This is a genomic window from Paenibacillus albiflavus (genome assembly GCF_004344915.1).
Taxonomy (GTDB): domain Bacteria; phylum Bacillota; class Bacilli; order Paenibacillales; family NBRC-103111; genus Paenibacillus_AM; species Paenibacillus_AM albiflavus.
On the sequence record NZ_SKFG01000002.1, the window covers coordinates 295,323 to 315,099 of the forward strand.

At 44.3% G+C, this 19,777-nt stretch carries 15 protein-coding genes and 1 pseudogene; 15 read left to right on the forward strand and 1 reads right to left on the reverse strand.

Features of this window, described 5'->3' with window-relative positions:
* Nucleotides 1-9: 9 nt before the first annotated feature.
* The 15 genes and pseudogenes from thrS to E0485_RS04610 all read left to right on the forward strand — a co-directional run bounded on the left by thrS (nucleotide 10) and on the right by E0485_RS04610 (nucleotide 19,361).
* A complete protein-coding gene (gene thrS, locus E0485_RS04540) occupies nucleotides 10-1,923 on the forward strand; it encodes a threonine--tRNA ligase (RefSeq protein WP_132416772.1) in 1,914 nt (637 codons plus the stop codon).
* A gap of 164 nt (nucleotides 1,924-2,087) precedes the next feature.
* A complete protein-coding gene (locus tag E0485_RS04545) occupies nucleotides 2,088-2,663 on the forward strand; it encodes a VanZ family protein (RefSeq protein WP_132416773.1) in 576 nt (191 codons plus the stop codon).
* A 108-nt stretch (nucleotides 2,664-2,771) separates the two neighbouring features.
* Nucleotides 2,772-3,203: pseudogene (locus tag E0485_RS04550) on the forward strand (isochorismatase family protein); the annotation flags it as partial.
* Entirely contained in the window at nucleotides 3,200-3,793 is a 594-nt protein-coding gene (locus E0485_RS04555; protein WP_132416774.1) for an antibiotic biosynthesis monooxygenase, read from the forward strand. The pseudogene E0485_RS04550 and the gene E0485_RS04555, both read left to right, overlap by 4 nt.
* A gap of 13 nt (nucleotides 3,794-3,806) precedes the next feature.
* A complete protein-coding gene (locus tag E0485_RS04560; protein WP_132416775.1) occupies nucleotides 3,807-5,642 on the forward strand; it encodes an amidohydrolase in 1,836 nt (611 codons plus the stop codon).
* A 161-nt stretch (nucleotides 5,643-5,803) separates the two neighbouring features.
* Complete coding sequence (icmF, locus tag E0485_RS04565; protein WP_132416776.1) at nucleotides 5,804-9,058, forward strand: fused isobutyryl-CoA mutase/GTPase IcmF; 3,255 nt, start codon at nucleotides 5,804-5,806, stop codon at nucleotides 9,056-9,058.
* 19 nt (nucleotides 9,059-9,077) lie between these two features.
* The gene (locus E0485_RS04570; RefSeq protein ID WP_132416777.1) at nucleotides 9,078-10,199 is read left to right on the forward strand and encodes an acyl-CoA dehydrogenase family protein; all 1,122 of its coding nucleotides are present in this window, start codon (nucleotides 9,078-9,080) and stop codon (nucleotides 10,197-10,199) included.
* 16 nt (nucleotides 10,200-10,215) lie between these two features.
* Nucleotides 10,216-11,250, forward strand: a complete 1,035-nt coding sequence (locus E0485_RS04575) for a thiamine pyrophosphate-dependent dehydrogenase E1 component subunit alpha (protein ID WP_132416778.1) — start codon at nucleotides 10,216-10,218, stop codon at nucleotides 11,248-11,250.
* A 6-nt stretch (nucleotides 11,251-11,256) separates the two neighbouring features.
* Nucleotides 11,257-12,237, forward strand: a complete 981-nt coding sequence (locus tag E0485_RS04580; RefSeq protein WP_132416779.1) for an alpha-ketoacid dehydrogenase subunit beta — start codon at nucleotides 11,257-11,259, stop codon at nucleotides 12,235-12,237.
* Between the two features lie 21 nt (nucleotides 12,238-12,258).
* Nucleotides 12,259-13,506, forward strand: a complete 1,248-nt coding sequence (locus E0485_RS04585; RefSeq protein ID WP_132416780.1) for a dihydrolipoamide acetyltransferase family protein — start codon at nucleotides 12,259-12,261, stop codon at nucleotides 13,504-13,506.
* A 56-nt stretch (nucleotides 13,507-13,562) separates the two neighbouring features.
* Nucleotides 13,563-14,747, forward strand: coding sequence for an acetyl-CoA C-acetyltransferase (locus E0485_RS04590; RefSeq protein WP_132416781.1), 1,185 nt, complete (start codon nucleotides 13,563-13,565; stop codon nucleotides 14,745-14,747).
* Between the two features lie 33 nt (nucleotides 14,748-14,780).
* The gene (locus E0485_RS04595; RefSeq protein WP_132416782.1) at nucleotides 14,781-15,635 is read left to right on the forward strand and encodes a 3-hydroxybutyryl-CoA dehydrogenase; all 855 of its coding nucleotides are present in this window, start codon (nucleotides 14,781-14,783) and stop codon (nucleotides 15,633-15,635) included.
* A 14-nt stretch (nucleotides 15,636-15,649) separates the two neighbouring features.
* Nucleotides 15,650-16,789 carry an acyl-CoA dehydrogenase family protein gene (locus E0485_RS04600; RefSeq protein ID WP_132416783.1) on the forward strand — a complete coding sequence of 380 codons (1,140 nt, stop codon included), beginning with the start codon at nucleotides 15,650-15,652 and terminating at the stop codon, nucleotides 16,787-16,789.
* Between the two features lie 126 nt (nucleotides 16,790-16,915).
* The gene (locus E0485_RS04605; protein WP_235857409.1) at nucleotides 16,916-17,989 is read left to right on the forward strand and encodes a MerR family transcriptional regulator; all 1,074 of its coding nucleotides are present in this window, start codon (nucleotides 16,916-16,918) and stop codon (nucleotides 17,987-17,989) included.
* Between the two features lie 106 nt (nucleotides 17,990-18,095).
* Nucleotides 18,096-19,361 carry an amidohydrolase gene (locus E0485_RS04610; RefSeq protein ID WP_132416894.1) on the forward strand — a complete coding sequence of 422 codons (1,266 nt, stop codon included), beginning with the start codon at nucleotides 18,096-18,098 and terminating at the stop codon, nucleotides 19,359-19,361.
* A gap of 74 nt (nucleotides 19,362-19,435) precedes the next feature.
* Here the strand turns inward: E0485_RS04610 and E0485_RS04615 are convergent, their stop codons facing one another.
* Entirely contained in the window at nucleotides 19,436-19,747 is a 312-nt protein-coding gene (locus tag E0485_RS04615; protein ID WP_235857421.1) for a collagen-like protein, read from the reverse strand.
* Nucleotides 19,748-19,777: the final 30 nt, after the last annotated feature.

A 19,777-nucleotide genomic window follows, 5' to 3' on the forward strand; every position in this document is an offset into this window, starting at 1 on the left:
GGAATAAACATGGAAGTTAAAGTGACATTACTTGGTGGAGACGTAAGAACATACGATCAAGGTACTACAATTGAACAAGTTGCTGAATCCATTAGCATGGGTCTTAAGAAGAATGCCATCGCGGGTAAAATCAATGGCAAAGTCGTTGACTTGTATACACCGATTGAAGAAGATTGTCAGGTTGAAATCGTAACTTTAGACAGCAAGGAAGGGCTTGAAGTTTACCGTCATAGTACTGCCCATCTTATGGCGCAAGCGATCAAGCGTATCTATGGTCAAAAGGCTGTTAAGCTAGGTATTGGTCCCGTGATCGAGGATGGTTTCTATTACGATATCGATATTGAGAAGCCACTATCTGTTGAAGATCTAGGCGCGATCGAGAAGGAAATGGAGCGTATCGTTAAAGAGAACCTGCCAATTTCTCGTCGTGTCGTTAGCAGAGAAGAAGCGTTGAAAATTTTTGGCGAATTGGAAGATCCGCTTAAGCTTGATCTGATTAACGATCTGCCTGCAGATTCCATTATTACAATCTATGATCAAGGTGAATTCTTTGATCTTTGCCGTGGACCGCATTTGCCAAGCACAGGACGCATCAAAGCATTTAAGCTGATGAGCGTTGCAGGTGCGTACTGGCGCGGCGATTCAAACAACCAAATGCTGCAGCGTATCTATGGTACAGCTTTCCCTAAGAAAGCTGATCTAGAGCATCACTTGCATGTGTTGGAAGAAGCGAAGAAACGCGATCACCGTAAGCTTGGTAAAGAATTGGAGCTATTCATGTTCTCTGAAGAAGCGCCAGGCATGCCGTTCTACTTGAACAAGGGTATGGCAATTCGCAACGAGCTTGAGAATTTCTCTCGTGAACAGCAAAATCGCAGAAGCTACCAGGAAGTGCGTACACCGCTAATGATGAATCAGCGCCTATGGGAACAATCAGGTCACTGGGATCATTATCACGAGAACATGTACTTCACAGATGTGGATGATGTTAAATTCGCACTTAAGCCGATGAACTGCCCAGGTCACATGCTTGTCTACAAGAACAGCCTGCATTCTTATCGTGAGCTGCCGATTCGTATTTCTGAATTTGGACAAGTGCACAGACACGAAATGTCAGGAGCGCTTAACGGCATGATGCGTGTACGTACCTTCTGTCAGGATGACGCGCATATTTTCGTTCGACCAGATCAAATTGAAGATGAAATCAGTCGCGTAATCGACTTGATTGATCATATTTATCAAATTTTCGGATTCGAATACAAGCTTGAGCTGTCTACTCGTCCGGAAGATTCCATGGGTTCAGAAGAACTATGGGAAATTGCTGAACAATCATTGAAGAATGTATTGGAAAAACGTGGCGTGGAGTACGTGCTTAACGAAGGAGACGGGGCTTTCTACGGTCCGAAGATCGACTTCCACATCCTGGATGCACTTAAGCGCAGCTGGCAGTGCGGAACGATCCAACTGGACTTCCAATTCCCTGAGAAATTCGATCTAAGCTATATTGGCGAAGATAATCAGAAGCATCGTCCAGTCGTTATTCACCGTGCGATCTATGGTTCCATTGACCGCTTTATCGGAATCATTACAGAGCATTATAGTGGTGCGTTCCCAGTTTGGTTAGCACCTGTCCAAGTGAAACTATTGCCTGTATCGGAGAACTTTATTGACTATGCGCTGCAAGTGAAGGAAGCATTAGGCGAAGCTGGCATTCGAGTTGATGTGGATATCCGTAATGAGAAGCTAGGTTATAAGATCCGTGAAGCGCAGCTTGAGAAGGTTCCTTACATGCTAGTCCTTGGTGAGAATGAACGCAGCTCGGAAAGCGTAACGATCCGTAAACGTGGCGAAGGCGATCAAGGAATGCTAAGTACTTCCGCATTTATTGAACAAATTCGTAAAGAAATCGAAGAGAAGAAATAGGCAGATCTTGCGATCAACATATTACTGCTCCAGTTGTAGATGACTACAATTGGGGCAGTTTTTTTTATGGAAATTACAGCGTTAACTTAAATAAAACTTAATGTTTTCTTGTCTGAAAGTTAAACTATGTTGTTTATACTCGTAGTTAGGAAAGGGAGGATCATATGACAAAGCTACGTGAGAATTATCTCCTTAGAAGTGTGCTATCCATTGCTTTTATAAGTTATCTAATGCTATTAGTGAAGTTGATCATGTTCAAAATGGGCAGCTTTGATTTTGATTATATGTTCAAATCATTAGCGTATAATCTAAATCATCTGGATCGGTTTACGACCTATTTGGATTATCGCATGAATTTGATTCCGTTCCGCGAAATTAGCGGGAATATTAGGAGTATCATAGAGTATCAAAGTATGACGGGATTCTTGAACTTTGTAGGTAATATAGTTGCCTTTATCCCACTGGGTTTCATGCTTCCGATCCTGTTCGGTACAAATAAAGCTGGCTTTACTCGGGTGCTGATCATCTCGCTTGCACTTAGCGCAGGCTTTGAACTGCTGCAATTGATAACTTCAATGGGGGCTTGTGATATCGATGATGTTATTCTGAACACTTCTGGTGGAGTGATTGGATATCTCTTGTTCTTGCTTGGTAGAAGTCTAGTTCAACTCTTTAATCAACCAAATGTCCTGCACAAAGATAAGATGAAAATGGAATCTGCCAGGCTTTCAAAAAATTAATAAAATTAAAAAGGCATAACATATTTTATTTGACTAATATGTTATGCCTTTTCTTATTTAATTAATGATAAACAACACCGCTTGAAGCTGTATCATTTAGGAGGATTTCTTGATATATTTCCAGAACATGACCTTATAGAACGTAGTTCAATGAACTCTTGGGAAGATTCAAAATTTGTTGAGGCAGTTAAAGCAACAGGTAGAAAGAAATTGATATTTGCAGCACTTTGGACTGAAGTTTGCCTCGCATTCCCTGTGCTTGAAGCAATTAAAGCTGGCTATGAGGTTTATGCAGTTGAAGATGCTTCAGGTGGTACTAGTTTGACAGCTCATAACGCTGCTATGCGTCGTGTAGAACAAGCCGGAGCAATTCCAGTGACTGCAATTCAAGTTTTACTTGAATACCAACGTGACTGGGCACACAAAGACACTTATGATGCTGTTATGGAAATTGTAAAAGAACACACAGGCGCTTATGGGCAAGGCGTGGAATACGCTTATACTATGGTGCATGGGGCACCTGCAAGCAGAAAAATATGAAACAAGAAGGAATAACTGACGGAGTAACTCATACAGGGAACACGATGGACGCTGGCGGTCCAGTAACAACGATTGTTACATGGAAAATTCAAGAAGGTAGAGAAAACCAGTTTGAAGCGTGGAGACATGAAATTGAAGCTGCCTCTACTAAATTTCCCGGGCATTTGGGCGTAAATCTAATAGTCCCTAATAACAGATCCAGAGAGTATACTGTTATTTTTCGCTTTGATACGTATGAGCATCTACGTGCTTGGCAAGAATCAGATATTCGTCGCGATTTGTTAAAAAAGGCAGAACGATTTCAAGCTACTAATCCAATTTACAAAACTGAAAGCAGTTTGGCATATTGGTTTGTTACTCCGAAAACGCCAGTTCCACCGCCAAAATGGAAAATGTCTATTGTTACCGTTCTTGGTGTATGGCCTCTTAGCATTTTGGTTCCTATGGTGATAGGACCTATTATAAAAAATATGAATCCCATTTTGTCAGCTTTTTGTGTTTCTGTATGTATAGTGTCCTTGCTATCATGGGTAGTAATGCCGATTCTCGCTAAAATATTTCATCCATGGTTACAGAATAATAGGAAGTAAACGAGGTGTGAACATGAATTTACCGGACATGATCTTATATAACGGAAAAATCACTACCCTTAACCCATCTCAACCTGAGGTATCAGCTATCGCCATAACGGATGGTTTAGTCACTGCCGTAGGTGGCGATGAGCTTCTTCAGAGTGCCACAGAAAAAACCAAAAAAATAGACCTTAAAAGAAAAAGAGCTATTCCGGGCTTGAATGACTCTCATATACACGTTATTCGCGGTGGTCTTCATTATAATATGGAATTGCGCTGGGAAGGTGTGCCATCACTAGCTATTGCTCTGGAAATGCTTAGAGAGCAGGCAAGGCGTACACCTGCTCCTCAGTGGGTAAGAGTAGTTGGAGGTTGGTCTGAATTTCAATTTAAAGAAAGACGGATGCCAACTTTGGAAGAGATTAATGCTGTTTCTGAAGACACTCCTGTCTTTGTGCTACATCTTTACGATAGGGCACTTGTAAATCGTGCAGGGCTGTGCGCACTGGGATACACAAAAGATACCCCAGACCCTCCGGGGTGTCTAATTGAGCGAGATAAACGTGGTAATCCAACGGGTCTATTACTTGCCTATCCTAACGCTTCTCTTCTTTATTCAAGTTTGGGTAGAGCACCAATACTTAATTTTGAAGACCAAATTAATTCAACTCGCCATTTTATGCGTGAATTAAATAGATTAGGTATCACAAGTGCCATTGACGCAGGTGGTGGATTCCAAAATTATCCTGATGATTACAAAGTTGTTGAACATTTAGCAGAGAAGGATCAATTAACTTTGCGTATTGCGTATAATCTATTTACGCAAAATCCAAATCATGAATATGAAGACTTTGCTTCATGGGCAAAAATTGTTTCTCCGGGTCAAGGAAATGATAAGTATAAAATGAATGGTGCTGGAGAAATGTTAGTATTCTCGGCTGCCGATTTTGAAAAATTTCAAATGCCGAGGCCCGATCTAACTACGGTGATGGAAGCTGACTTAAAGAAAGTAATTTCTCTATTAGTGGAAAACCGTTGGCCATTCCGTTTACATGCAACTTATGAAGAGTCAATAACACGATTCTTAAATGTTTTTGAGGAAGTCAACAGAGAAATTCCTTTTAATGGTCTACGCTGGTGGTTTGACCATGCAGAAACAATCTCAGATCGTAGTATGGAACGTGTTAAAGCATTAAATGGCGGTATTGCCATTCAGGACCGCATGGCTTTCCAAGGTGAATACTTTGTTGATTTATACGGGAAGGAAGCTGCAAAGCGTACTCCTCCGATTTATCGTATGCTAGACCTGGGTATACCTGTCGGCGCCGGTAGTGATGCAACCAGGGTTTCCAGCTATAACCCTTGGGTTGCTCTTTACTGGATGGTTGCCGGAAAAACCATTGGTGGTCTTTCGATATACGATGAAAAGAATAAACTTGATAGAAAAGTAGCCTTGGAGCTATATTCCAAAGGAAGTGCGTGGTTCTCTGGTGATGAAGGTAAGAAGGGAACGCTTGCAGTAGGTCAGTTTGCTGATATTGCTGTATTGTCTGCTGACTACTTCACTGTGCCAGAAGAAGAAATCAAAGACCTTGAATCATTACTCACCATTATGGGTGGGCAAGTTGTTTATGGAAATAATGAATTTAAAAATTTATCACCTGAATTGCCGCCAGCATCACCTGATTGGGCACCGACGGGAGTATATGGTTATGGTGGAGCTAACCTATCCCACAATATACTTTCTCACGAAGCCCATGATCACAAGTCACACCGTTGCAGTAACCCTCTCCATCAACACACTCATACCGTAATAGGAAAAGATGGAACTAGATGGGGTATTGGTTGTACTTGTTTTGCTTTCTAATAAGGGTACTCAATTGCTAAATAACAAGAGCTTCACTCTATGGATTATCATCCAGTAAGTGAAGCTCTTTAGCTATATTTGACCTATAGTAAATTCTATTCAAATAGACGAAGGATAAAAAGAAGCCCCTATAGAATATATTTGTAATAAGGGGGTGTTATATGGAAACAACGAAATATCAACCAAAGAATAAAATCCGGATCGTTACCGCTTCAAGCTTGTTCGACGGACATGATGCTTCAATTAATATCATGCGTAGAATTCTGCAGGCGTCAGGCGCGGAAGTCATCCACTTGGGACATAATCGTTCCGTCGAGGAAATTGTGACAGCAGCGATTCAAGAGGATGTGCAGGGGATTGCGATAAGCTCCTATCAAGGCGGTCATGTAGAGTTCTTTAAGTACTTATATGATTTATTGCAGGCAAAGGGCGCTTCTATCAAATTATTCGGCGGTGGCGGTGGCGTAATCGTCCCGAGTGAAATTAAAGAGCTTGAAGCGTATGGGATTGTCAAAATTTTTTCGCCAGACGACGGCAGGAAACTCGGTTTGCAAGGCATGATCAATTACATGCTGCAGGAATGCGATTATTCCACACTGCGCAATCTCCATATTATGGATGATATCGATCATATGGAACGCATGAAGGACCAGCATATGCTGACGATTGCGAAGCTTATTACAGCTGCAGAAGAATCGGGAGAGGAGCATAAAGCTCGGCATGAGATTGTTTTGAATCAGAAAGCACAAACGCCAGTTGTTGGCATTACAGGAACAGGCGGCGCAGGCAAATCATCGCTTACAGATGAATTGGTTCGACGCTTTATTCATGATTTTGAGCAGAAGACGGTAGCCATTCTATGTGTCGATCCATCGAAGCAGCGTACTGGCGGTGCTTTGCTCGGCGATCGTATCCGAATGAATGCGATTCATCATCCTAGGGTGTTCATGCGTTCACTTGCGACGCGTCAATCGAGAACCGAGCTATCGAGTGCGATTCAGGATGCTATCCAGATCATGAAGAAAGCAGGCTACGATCTCATTATCGTGGAGACTGCTGGAATTGGTCAGGGTGACGCTGAGATCATGAAGGTAGCGGATGTCGGATTATATGTCATGACAGCAGAATTTGGGGCACCATCTCAGCTTGAGAAAATTGAAATGCTGGATTACGCCGATCTGATTGTCATCAATAAATTTGAGCGGCAAGGATCTGAGGATGCGCTCAGAGAGGTAAGACGGCAATACAAACGGGTTCACCAGATGTTCGAGGCGAAAGATGATGAAATTCCGGTATTTGCAACGATTGCAAGTCAATTTAATGATACAGGAACAAATGTTCTGTATGATGAATTAATTCATGTCATTAATCACAAATGCAAGGTTAGCTGGGCATCTGGGGTCGCGTTTGATCGGACAAACTCACAGCGTCAAGAGATCATCTCGCGGGAACGGACGATGTATTTAGCGGAGATTGTACGTACGGTCCGCAATTATAAGTCTTTCGTTGCAGAACAGTCGCAAGTGGCTCGAAAGCTATACCAACTCAATGGAGTTAAGCAAATCGTTGAGGATGGCGAAGATCAGGCAGAGTTGGTCCAACTGCTTGGTGAACAAGCCGATTATTATAACAGCAGGCTTCATTCGGATTGTAAGCGTTTACTTGAAGAGTGGCCATCGATCAAGGAAGCCTATCAGAAGGACGAACTCATCACTTACGTTCGCAATAAACCTATTCATACGAAGCTTTATACAACATCTTTATCGGGTTTGCGCATTCCGAAGATTTCGCTGCCTAAATATGAAGATTGGGGACAAATCCTCGAATGGTGTCTGACTGAAAATGTACCAGGGCAGTTCCCTTATACGGCTGGCGTATTCCCATTCCGAAGGGAAGGGGAAGAGCCAAAGCGGCAATTCGCTGGTGAAGGAACGCCTGATACGACGAATCAACGGTTCCATTATTTATCTAAGAATGATGAGGCTAAACGATTATCAACCGCATTCGATTCTGTCACGCTCTATGGGAATGATCCAGCCGAGCGGCCTGATATTTATGGCAAAATTGGCGAATCAGGCGTATCCGTCTGTTCACTTGAGGATATGCACAAGCTGTACGCTGGCTTTGATCTGTGTCATCCGTCAACTTCCGTATCCATGACGATTAATGGTCCCGCTCCAATTATTCTGGCGATGTATATGAACACTGCGATTGACCAGCAGGTACAGATGTTTATTGCAGCGAATAACCGCCAGCCAGACGAGAACGAGTTCGAGTCGATTAAAGCCTATACGTTATCGAGCGTTCGCGGAACGGTTCAAGCTGATATTTTAAAAGAAGATCAAGGTCAGAATACATGTATTTTCTCGACCGAATTTGCGCTTCGGATGATGGGGGATATTCAGCAATATTTTATCGATCATCAAGTTCGCAATTATTACTCCGTTTCGATCTCAGGCTATCATATTGCAGAAGCTGGAGCTAATCCGATTTCTCAACTCGCTTTTACTTTATCGAACGCATTTACGTATGTGGAATATTATTTGAATAGGGGGATGCCTATTGATGCTTTTGCACCGAACCTGTCCTTTTTCTTCTCGAATGGAATGGACCCTGAATATACCGTGATGGGCCGCGTTGCAAGACGGATATGGGCGATTGCCATTAAGCAGAAGTATGGAGGGAACGAGCGTTCGCAAAAGCTGAAGTATCATATTCAGACCTCGGGACGGTCCTTGCATGCGCAGGAAATTGATTTTAATGATATCCGAACGACACTGCAAGCTTTAATCGCGATCAACGACAACTGCAACAGCCTGCATACGAATGCTTATGATGAAGCCATTACGACGCCAACGGAAGAATCAGTCAGACGTGCGATGGCAATTCAACTTATTATTACACGTGAATTTGGTACGTCTAACAACGAAAATACGCTGCAAGGATCTTTTATTATGGAAGAATTGACCGATCTGGTTGAGGAAGCCGTACTGAATGAATTCCTGCGTATCAATGAGCGTGGCGGTGTGTTAGGTGCGATGGAAACACAGTATCAACGGGGTAAAATTCAAGAGGAGTCGATGTACTATGAACAGCTCAAGCATAGTGGTGAGCTTCCAATCATTGGCGTGAACACATTCGAGAATCCGATGACAGCATCAGAAACTTATGAAGCACCCCCGATTCAATTAGCACGTGCAACGAAGGAAATGAAGGAGCTGCAAATTCGGAATTTGGAAGCTTTTAAGAAGGAGCATGAAGCAGTAGCTCCACTCAGGCTTAAAGAATTACAGCGTGTTGCTAGGGCAGGAGAAAATATTTTTGCAGAGCTGATGGAGACGGTTAAATACTGCTCTCTCGGTCAGATTACGAATGCCTTGTATGCTGTCGGTGGTCAGTACAGAAGGAACATGTAATACAAGAGGTGAAAAATGAGTGAATTTCGAGCTATCAGATGAACATATAATGCTGCGTAAGATGTTTCAGGAATTCGCTAAGCATGAATTGGAGCAATCCGCTGCAAGTCGTGATGAGGCAGAAGAATGGGATATGCAGTTATGGCAGCAGTTGGCAGAGCTAGGAGCAGCGGGGATGGCAATTCCAGAGGTTGATGGTGGCGCTGGTGTAGATGACATAAGCTATATCATCGCGCTAGAAGAGCTTGCTAAGGTGGATGCTTCAATCAGCGTTGCTTTGCTTGCTCATCATTCGCTAGTATGCAGGTCGTTACAGCGATACGGTTCAGCCGAGCTGAAGAAGCTGTATCTTCCTAAATTAGCACAAGGTGCAGGCATAGGTGCATTTTGCTTAAGAGATGAAGGTGCCCAGGATGGATCAGGAGATCTGCAGACGACAGCGAGATTATGTGGTGACGAATGGCTTATCAATGGACAGAAACAATTCGTAATTAATGGTAGCTGTGCAGATGTTTATCTCGTGCTGGCACAAACGAGTAAAGGAGCAGGCAAGCAGGGGGTAACTGCATTTGTTGTGGAACGCGACTGCCCTGGATTGACCATTGGTCGAAAAATTTCAAAGCTAGGCATTCGCTCAACCTCCATCACAGATGTTAAGTTTCAGGATTGCCGCGTTTCTACTAGGAATATACTTGGTACAGTCGATGAAGGGTATTCGCTTGCCAAGGAAGCAATCGAGTTAGCAAGGAATGGCTTAGCGGCACAGGCAGTTGGGATTGCCCAAGGGGCATTGGAAAAAGCCGTCTTATATGCCAAGGAGAGGGTTCAGTTCGGTAAACCGATTGCTGAACTGCAGGCGATACAGTTTATGTTAGCGGATATGGCAACTCAGATCGAAGCTGCCAGATTGCTTGTTTATCAATCGACGTGGCTGCAAGATGAAGGATATGCAGTACAGATAGACGGTGAGATAAACTGCGTAGATTGCTTGACGTTCGCTAGCCGAATTTCTATGGAAGCTGCGACGAATGCCGTCCAGATTCATGGCGGTTATGGCTATATGAAGGAATATGCTGTGGAGCGCTATATGCGTGATGCTCAGTTTATGAGATTTAACGATGCCTTGTCGAATATGTTATGAGGAGTGATTCAGTACAATGTTAGCTCTTAATCAACATCATGAGCTTGGTTTAACGGATGATCAGGTGATTGAAATGTATCGATACATGCTATTAACTCGCAAACTGGATGAACGGATGTCGATTTTGAATCGGGCAGGCAAGATAGCTTTTTACTTATCCTGTCAAGGTCAGGAAGCTGCTCAGGTAGGCGCTGCATTCGCATTTATTAAAGGGAAAGATTATTTCTGTCCCTATTATCGCGATACAGCTTTTATGTTAGTGATCGGAATGACTGTCCGAGAGATCATGCTTAGCTTATATGCCAAAGCGGAAGATCCGAATAGTGGGGGGCGTCAGATGCCCGGCCATTTTGGATGCAAACGACTAGGTGTGCTCTCAGGTTCCAGTCCAGTTGCAACACAGGTTCCACATGCGGTAGGGATCGCACTTGCTGGCCAGATGGATGGCAAAGATTTAGTCGTATATACGAGCTTTGGGGAAGGGTCGAGCAATCAAGGTGATTTTCATGAGGGGGCCAATTTTGCAGGGGTGCATAAGCTGCCTGTTATCTTCTTTTGTGAAAATAATCAGTATGCTATCTCGGTGCCAGTTCACAAACAATTAGCTTGCGAGAGTGTAGCGTTACGTGCGCAAGGCTATGGATTCCCAGGCGTAAAGGTAGATGGAAATGATGCATTAGACGTCTATCAAGCGATGAAGCAAGCTGTAGATCGAGCAAGAAGTGGCGAAGGTGCAACCTTAATCGAAGCGACTACTTATCGTTTTGGTTCCCATTCAAGTGATGATGATGACCGTGGCTATCGCTCAAAAGAAGAAGTAGACGCTGCTAAAGCCAACGATCCGATCATAAAGTTCAAAGCTTATTTGCAGCAGACAGGACTATGGCATGAGGAAATGGAGCTGAGAATGCTGGCCGAAATTCAGAAAGAAATCGATGAAGCAACCGACTATGCAGAAGCAGCGCCATATCCGGAAGACAGAAGCGCACTTAAGTATGTATACGCACCTACATCACGCCATCTCATCTTCAAGTCTGAGAGAGGAGTCTAACCTTGTATGAATATTTCCTATATCGATGCAGTTGCACTTGCCTTACGTGAAGAAATGGAGAGAGATTCCAGTGTCTTCGTTCTCGGAGAGGATGTTGGAGTGAGGGAAGGCGTTTTTCGCGCAACAAAGGGATTGCTTGAGGCATTTGGGGAAACAAGAGTGATCGATACCCCTTTGGCGGAGTCTGCGATTATCGGTGTTGCTGTTGGTGCTGCAGCTTACGGAAAGCGCCCTGTAGCGGAGATGCAGTTCGCAGATTTCATTATGCCGGCTGTGAATCAGCTCGTAAGCGAAGCTGCCAAAATGCGTTATCGTTCCAATAATGACTGGAATTGTCCTCTTGTTATACGTGCGCCTTATGGTGGCGGTATTCATGGCGCTTTATATCATTCGCAAAGCATTGAGGCCATGTTCGCCAATGTCCCAGGATTAAAGATTGTTGCACCATCAACACCTTATGATGTCAAAGGGCTGCTAAAAGCTGCGATTCGTGATGATGATCCGGTCTTGTTCCTTGAGCATAAGCGTTGTTATCGTTCGATTAAAGGTGATGTGCCTGCAGATGATTATGTGCTTCCGATTGGTCAAGCCGAAATAAAGCGTCAAGGGGAAGATGTCACGGTCATTACTTATGGCTATATGCTTCATCTCACTCTTCAGGCAGCAGAACAGTTAGCTAAAGAAGGAATTCGAACACATGTTCTAGATTTGCGAACATTGTATCCACTTGATAAGCAATCGATTGTGGAAGCAGCTTCACATACAGGCAAGGTGATTATTATCCATGAGGATAATAAAGAAGGCGGACTTGGTGGTGAAGTATCTGCGATTATCGCAGAAGAATGTTTGTTCCAGCTCGATGCTCCTATTATTCGGCTATGTGGACCCGATGTGCCAGCGATGGGGTATAGTTCGCCTCTTGAGAAATTCTTCCTGCTCGATTTAGAACAAATTACCGAAGCCATTCGAGATTTGGCTGAGTATTGACGAGAGGGGATGAGGTAAACGATGGCAACGGAAATTGTCATGCCACAGCTAGGGGAATCGGTGACAGAAGGAACCATTATGAAGTGGCTGGTTACACCAGGAACTGCTGTGATAAAGTATCAACCAATATGCGAAATTATGACGGACAAAGTAAGCGCAGAGGTTCCCTCCAGCTTATCGGGCATCATTACGAAGCTTGTAGCAACGGAAGGCCAAACGATCCCAGTTGGCAAATTAATTTGTTATATAGATGAACAAGGAATGGAGCTTGCGCCACAAGCTAGCACAGCGAACAATACGAAGCCTAAAGCTAGCAACGTTGTCATACCTGATTCAAAACACGCGAATCAAACGTATTCGCCTGCCGTGCTTCATCTAGCAATGGAGCACAGTATTGACCTTGCCCGATTAAGTGGTACAGGCAAGGGAGGACGAATTACCCGCAAAGATATACTTAACTATATTAACAATAGACATGAGGATGAACATAGAAGCGATCATTCATCCTTCAGTAAAACAGCAGCTAGTCCAATTGTCGAACCTCTAGGATCAACGGAATCATCTCAAGTATCAACTCCAATCACTTACTCGATGTCAGCTTTATCCACGACACCTGTGACTTACTCATCTAATTTAACCAGAACTCCCACCTCAGCATGGATGAAGATCGAAGTCGATATCACTGACTTGCTTAAGCATTGTGAACGAGCTTCACAGGCGTTTGAGCGAAAGCAACAGCTGAAGCTGACTTATTTGCCTTTTATCCTTCATGCGGTTGTTACTAGTCTCAAGCAGTATCCGGCAATCAACTCCATTTGGCGAGAAGATCGGATTATTCCATTACAGTCTGTACATGTTGCTTTTGATGTTTTAGCGAGTGATAAGCTATATACGCCTGTTATCCGAAACATCGATCGATTGAACCTATTTGGCATCGCACAATCTATTTATGATTTAGGGCAAAAGGCAGCTAAAGGCACGTTATCGGATACAGATCAAAGCGAAGGAACGTTCAGCATCGTCCAATCAGGACAATTCGGCCTGATCGAATCACAGCCAAGCATTCCGTATCCTCAGCTAGCTGCTCTAAGTATCGAACAAGTGACGAAGCGTCCAGTTATTATTAATGATATGTTCGCTGCTCGTTCATTGGTAAACCTCTGTTTGTCGTACGATGATCGGGTTCTGGATCGAATGACATGCGGGCGATTTATGCAACAAATCAAATATGAGCTAGAGCATAACAGTACTTTGATATCTTTGTATTAGACTTAAATGACATCTAAGTATAGAACTGTATAAATCATGCAAAAAGGGGGGCAGATATGGATCGAACAGTTGTTGTAAGTGCAGTGCGAACGCCTTTTGGTCGTTTTGGTGGAAGTCTTGCAAGTTTATCTGCCGTCGATTTAGGTGCATCTGTCATAAAAGAATCGCTTAAGCGTGCAGCTGTCTCACCTGATTCTGTGGATGAGGTCATTATGGGGATGGTGCTTCAAGGTGGAGCGGGTCAAATTCCTTCCAGGCAAGCGGCTGTCCAAGCAGGCTTACCTTGGACGACACCAACGGAAACGTTGAATAAAGTATGTGCTTCCAGTATGCGGGCAATTACGCTAGGGGATCAGATTATTCGTTCTGGCGATGCTAAATTGCTTGTGACGGGCGGCATGGAGTCTATGTCTAACAGCTGGTATGCACTGCCTGATGCTAGATGGGGGCATCGGATGGGCGATTCACAAGTCATTGATTTATTAACCTATGATGGTTTGCGTTGTGCTTTTCATAACGTGCCAATGGCTGTATTAGGCTCACGCATCGCAGCAGAGTATGGGATCATGCGCGAGGCGCAAGATGAATGGGCGCTTCGCTCGCAAATGCGGGCAATTGCGGCTATGGATGAAGGACGTCTTGCAGATGAGTTGATGGAGATCGAAGTGCAGAATGCGAAGGGTGAGCGAACGGTTATATCCAGAGATGAAGCTCCTCGTAGAGATACGAGCTTAGCCAAGCTTTCGACTTTGCGACCTGTTCACGATGCTAGTGGCACTGTGACGGCTGGCAATGCACCTGGCGTAAATGATGGAGCAGCAGCGTTAGTTCTGATGTCCGAGAGCGAAGCGCAGGCTCAAGGGATTAAACCGCTCGCGACCATACTTGGTCATGCAGAAGTCGGAGCCGAAGCCGCATACATTGCGACTACACCTGGCCTAGCGATCCAGAAGCTTCTGCATCAAACGGGATATTTGTTATCCGAGATCGATTTGTTCGAAGTTAATGAGGCGTTTGCTGCTGTCATTTTAGTAAGTGAACAAATAGTCAAATGGGATGCAAATAAAGTGAATGTGAATGGTGGAGCCATTGCATTAGGTCATCCACTAGGCGCTAGCGGAGCGCGCATTGTAAGCACCTTAATATATGAGCTGCGTCGTCGTGGTGGCGGTCTTGGAATCGCAGCGATCTGCTCAGGTGCAGCGCAAGGGGATGCTATTCTGATTCGTGTAAACGGTTAAACGGAGCACACGAATGATTAGGAGTGATTATAGATGCAAATACAGAGGGTGCTGGTCGTCGGGGCAGGACAAATGGGCAGCGGAATCGCCCAGGTGCTGGCTCATGGCGGTCTGCAAGTGTTGTTACATGATGTTGATGATGAACGAATCACCAAAGGTATTGCCGATATCGATAACAGGCTGTTACGTGAAGTGCAGAAGGGGCGGATTACGGAAGAACAGCAGCACGAGATTCTAGGGAGAATCGAGCCAATCGTACAACTAACCGATGCGCGTGACATCCAGCTGGTAATTGAAGCTGCGACGGAGAATATGGAGATTAAATGCGGAATTTTCCGAAAACTTGACTCTATCCTGCCTGCTGATGTGATTCTAGCTACGAATACATCCTCGCTGCCAATTACAGAGCTTGCAGCGGTAACGGGAAGAGCAGAGCGGGTTATCGGCATGCATTTCATGAATCCTGTACCCGTTATGAAGCTGATTGAAGTGATCCGCGGATTAGCCACGAGCGATGAAACCTATGAAGCTGTGGAGGCACTAGCCCAGCAGATTGATAAAACTCCTGTGGAAGTGAATGATTTCCCAGGCTTTATCTCGAATCGGATTTTGATGCCGATGATCAACGAGGCCGTCTTCTGTGTGTACGAAGGAATTGCGAAGCCTGCCGCTATCGATCAAGTGATGATGCTCGGGATGAATCATCCAATGGGACCTTTGCAGCTTGCAGATTTTATTGGATTAGATACTTGTCTGGCGATTATGGAAATTCTCCATGATGGTTTGGGAGATGATAAATACCGCCCTTGCCCGCTATTGCGGAAATATGTGAAGGCGGGTTGGCTAGGTAAGAAATCGGGTAAGGGATTTTATTCGTACGATGGGTAATTGGAGGGAGCAGGATGGAATTTGCCTTGACGCAGGAACAATTGGCGTGGAGGGATAAAGTTCGGCAGTTCGCAAAAATGGAAATTATGCCTTACGCTAATCAAATAGATGAAGAAGATCAATTCCCGAGACATATTCTGAACAAACTGGCTGAACATGGTCTAATGGGCATTCCAATCGCGCAAGAATGGGGCGGAGCAGGAGCTGATTTTCTTTCGTACATCCTGGCGATAGAAGAAATATCCTATGCGAGCGCAACACTTGGCGTGATCATGGCCGTACACACCTCAGTTGGGACCTTTCCGATTCTGAAGCACGGTTCAGCATGGCAGCAGGAGAAATATCTTCGCAACCTGGCAACAGGTGAGCTGCTAGGAGCATTTGCTTTGACAGAGGCACATGCAGGCTCAGATGCATCGCGTATATCAACAAGGGCTGTGAGAGATGGGGACCACTATATTTTGAATGGTTCCAAGGTGTTCATTACGAATGGTGGCGAAGCTGATTTATACGTTACATTCGCAGTTACCGATCCTGATAAAGGGATGAATGGCATATCGGCATTTATTATTGAAAAGGATACTGCTGGATTCACGATCGGCAAGAAAGAGAAGAAGATGGGGCTAAATGGCTCCGCAACGACAACCTTACGCTACGATAATGCAATCGTCCCTGCCACTCAATTGCTCGGTAAAGAAGGTGAGGGCTTTAAGCTCGCGCTCGGCAATCTATCTGGCGGAAGAATTAGCATTGCTTCCCAAGCGCTTGGAATTGCCAGAGCCGCATATGATGCAGCCAAACATCATGTCGCTAACCAACTGAAATTGAGTAAGAACTTGGCAAGCCTGAATGAATCGAATCAAATGCTCGTATCGATGTCTACTAAGATCGAAGCCGCAAGATTGCTTATTTATCGAGCTGCATGGCTGAGACAGCAGGGCAAGTCTTCTACCAAGGAGGCATCCATGGCCAAATTGTTTGCGACCGATATGGCGATGTCCGTCACTGCGGATGCCGTTCAGCTTCAAGGCATCGAGGGTTATTTGAAAGGCTCTAGTACCGAACGATATATGCGTGACGCTAAAGTTACTCAGATATATGAAGGAACGAACCAGATTCAGCGGGTCGTGATTGCTAAACATCTTTTGCAATAAGAATGAATTGAAGCAGCGCTTTGCCTTTATTATATGAAGGTTAAAGAGCTGCTTCTTTACATTGACGTAACGTTAATGTTTATAATAGAGCTAAATATCAACAGGAATGATAGGAGATAACTGTAAATGAGAACCATGCTGATAAAGGAATTGGCTGAACTGCTCGGTATATCGACACGCACGATTCGTTTCTATGAAGAGAAAGGAATGATCTCGCCTGAGAAGCATCCTACGAATCATTATCGCGTGTTTAACGAGGATGACGCACGACGTTTGCAAACCATCATTTCCTTAAGGGAAGTCGGAATGCCGATTGAAGAGATTCGTGCTTTACTCGTCGAGCTTGATAAGGGAGATCAAGATCATGTTCTCTATGCGCTTGAGCTGCAGCGGTCGATGATGTTCTCGCAGTTTGTCGAACTAAAGCATAATATCGCCACAACAGATCGAATAATTAACCACATTAAACATAAGCAAGCAATCGCATGGAAGGATATTTTTGAAATTACGAATGGGTTAAAAAAACTGAGAGATCTGCGCACGAATTGGCGTGATCACTGGGATTTTGACAGACAAGCTGAGTTTCATGATGAGCTTGTTTATGATAAAAGCCAAGAATTCAATCAACATCCGAGTTATGAGGTCGCCTTGCAAATGATCCTAGATTGGGTGAATCCCCACATGGGAGAGAAGGGGCTAGATATAGGAACAGGCACAGGCAATTTGGCAGGTCTGTTCATGGGAAGAGGAATTGAAATGTGCGGAATTGATCAATCCAAGGAAATGCTCAGGCAATGTCATCGTAAATTTCCGGATTACGAAACGAAACTTGGGAATTTCCTAGCAATCCCGTATTTGGACCATGGCTTTGATTTTGCTGTAACGAGCTACGCGTTTCATCATTTGACGGAAGAACAGAAGCTATTAGCCCTAGATGAAATAACTCGTGTGCTAAAGCCGCATGGCAGAGTTTGTATCGTCGATCTGATGTTTGAGAATGAGGATGAACGTCGGATATATTTGAATAGACTCAGATCGGAAAATAAACATGCGGTCATCGCTGCTGTAGAGAATGAATTTTATGCGGATCGTTCCAACTTGATCGATTGGTTCGAATCCCATGAATATATAGTGAAATTCAAGCAAATTAGCGAGCTTGTCCATATTATTTATGCGGTTCCGACTAGGATTTCGTATTGAATTAAAAATTCATGTTGACCTTCACTTAACGTAAAGCTCTATGCTTCTTCTAGAACGTTAATGATGAAGGAGGATTTTACAAGTGAAAATATTAATTCGAAACGCAATGATTATGACGATGAAGGATCAAGAGCTGCCTTTTACTGGGGATATCCTGATCGAGAATGATCGCATTACCCAAATGGGTGCAAAAATCTCTGAACAGGCAGATGAGGTAATTCAAGCTGATGGCATGGTGGCGATGCCAGGACTTGTTAACGCACACCAGCATAGCCCGATGAGTCTCCTGCGAGGGTTCTGTGATGATTTGAAGCTGATGGACTGGCTTGAACAAAAAATGATTCCTGCTGAAGATAGGATGACACCAGAAGATATTTATTGGGGAGCCAAGCTTTCCATGGCAGAGATGATTAAGTCGGGGACCACAGCATTTGCTGATATGTACATTCATATGAATGAGATCGCACATGCTGTAGAAGAAGTAGGCATGCGAGCTTCTTTAACCAGGGGATTAATCTTTCTAGGAGATGACGGTGGGAAAAGGCTTGCAGAAGCGATTGATCTAATTGATCAATGGCATGGCAAGGCTGATGGAAGAATTACGACGATGTTCGGTCCCCATGCTCCGTATACATGTTCGCCAGAGCCGTTGCAAGAAATCATACAGCTTGCCGTTAATCGAGGATTGCCGATTCATATTCATCTTGCAGAGACGAAGGAAGAAGAAGTGAAAATCAGAACCCGTTACAACCAGACGCCGACACAGTACTTATACAACAATGGTCTGTTTGAGCAGGCTCATGTCTTGTTAGCGCATAGCGTCCACTTGAATCGTATGGACATTGGATTGTTACGAGGCATGAGAGGCGGGGTAAGCCATAATCCAGTAAGCAATCTGAAGCTTGGCTGCGGTATTGCGCCGATCCATGAGCTGCAGAAAGCAGGGGTTACCTGCGGGCTTGGTACAGATGGTGCTGGAAGTGCAACGACGCTTGACATGTTCGAAGAGATCAAAGCAGCCACTTGGTTGCAAAAATTAGATTACGGTGATCCAACGATTTTGCCTGCGCGTTCAGCACTCCAAATGGCTACAAGGAATAGCGCCCATCTTCTCCAGCTTGATCATGAGGTAGGCACACTTGCCGTTGGCATGAAGGCTGATCTGATTCTAATCGATATGAATAAGCCGCATTTACAACCCATCCATCAGGTTGAGTCACTTCTGGCGTATAGCGTGAATGGGGCAGATGTAGACACAACAATCGTGAACGGCCAAATACTAATGAAGAATCGGCAATTATTAACGATCAACGAGGAAGAGGTACTTGAGCAAGCAAAGGTTCGTGCCAAGCGAATTGTAGATGGAATTTAGCTAGCCTTATAAGCAAAATGGATGAGCAGGAAATTTCCTGTTCATCCATTTGTCGTGTTGAGCCATAACTAACACTAGAAGCATGTAAATGAATCAATTAATCTAAGATCAAATCCAGTGTAAGTCCAGAAGAATCCAGTCCAACGAAAACCTGCGATCGATGTACGACCGACGAAAATAGGGAAAAACCAGAATTGCTGACCATTGTTTAACCAAACGTATGTGTTGCGAAATAAGCATCGTCTGATTGCCCCAGGATCAACTGCAAATGGAGCTGCAACAGATTGCTGGGGAGTAAATGACGGCGGAGGTGCTGTAGGTGCTTGTGACGAAGGTCCGCCAGGTGGTCCAGGCGGAAATCCCCCTGGTCCAGGCATACCTGGCATACCTGGAAATCCAGGAGAAGGTCCTAATGG

Excerpts from the sequence above, each read along its gene's own strand:
- thrS (WP_132416772.1), top strand. The coding sequence starts at position 10 with ATGGAAGTTAAAGTGACATTACTTGGTGGAGACGTAAGAACATACGAT.
- E0485_RS04545 (WP_132416773.1), top strand. The coding sequence starts at position 2,088 with ATGACAAAGCTACGTGAGAATTATCTCCTTAGAAGTGTGCTATCCATT.
- E0485_RS04555 (WP_132416774.1), top strand. The coding sequence starts at position 3,200 with ATGAAACAAGAAGGAATAACTGACGGAGTAACTCATACAGGGAACACG.
- E0485_RS04560 (WP_132416775.1), top strand. The coding sequence starts at position 3,807 with ATGAATTTACCGGACATGATCTTATATAACGGAAAAATCACTACCCTT.
- icmF (WP_132416776.1), top strand. The coding sequence starts at position 5,804 with ATGGAAACAACGAAATATCAACCAAAGAATAAAATCCGGATCGTTACC.
- E0485_RS04575 (WP_132416778.1), top strand. The coding sequence starts at position 10,216 with ATGTTAGCTCTTAATCAACATCATGAGCTTGGTTTAACGGATGATCAG.
- E0485_RS04580 (WP_132416779.1), top strand. The coding sequence starts at position 11,257 with ATGAATATTTCCTATATCGATGCAGTTGCACTTGCCTTACGTGAAGAA.
- E0485_RS04585 (WP_132416780.1), top strand. The coding sequence starts at position 12,259 with ATGGCAACGGAAATTGTCATGCCACAGCTAGGGGAATCGGTGACAGAA.
- E0485_RS04590 (WP_132416781.1), top strand. The coding sequence starts at position 13,563 with ATGGATCGAACAGTTGTTGTAAGTGCAGTGCGAACGCCTTTTGGTCGT.
- E0485_RS04595 (WP_132416782.1), top strand. The coding sequence starts at position 14,781 with ATGCAAATACAGAGGGTGCTGGTCGTCGGGGCAGGACAAATGGGCAGC.
- E0485_RS04600 (WP_132416783.1), top strand. The coding sequence starts at position 15,650 with ATGGAATTTGCCTTGACGCAGGAACAATTGGCGTGGAGGGATAAAGTT.
- E0485_RS04605 (WP_235857409.1), top strand. The coding sequence starts at position 16,916 with ATGAGAACCATGCTGATAAAGGAATTGGCTGAACTGCTCGGTATATCG.
- E0485_RS04610 (WP_132416894.1), top strand. The coding sequence starts at position 18,096 with ATGATTATGACGATGAAGGATCAAGAGCTGCCTTTTACTGGGGATATC.
- E0485_RS04615 (WP_235857421.1), bottom strand. The coding sequence starts at position 19,747 with ATGCCAGGTATGCCTGGACCAGGGGGATTTCCGCCTGGACCACCTGGC.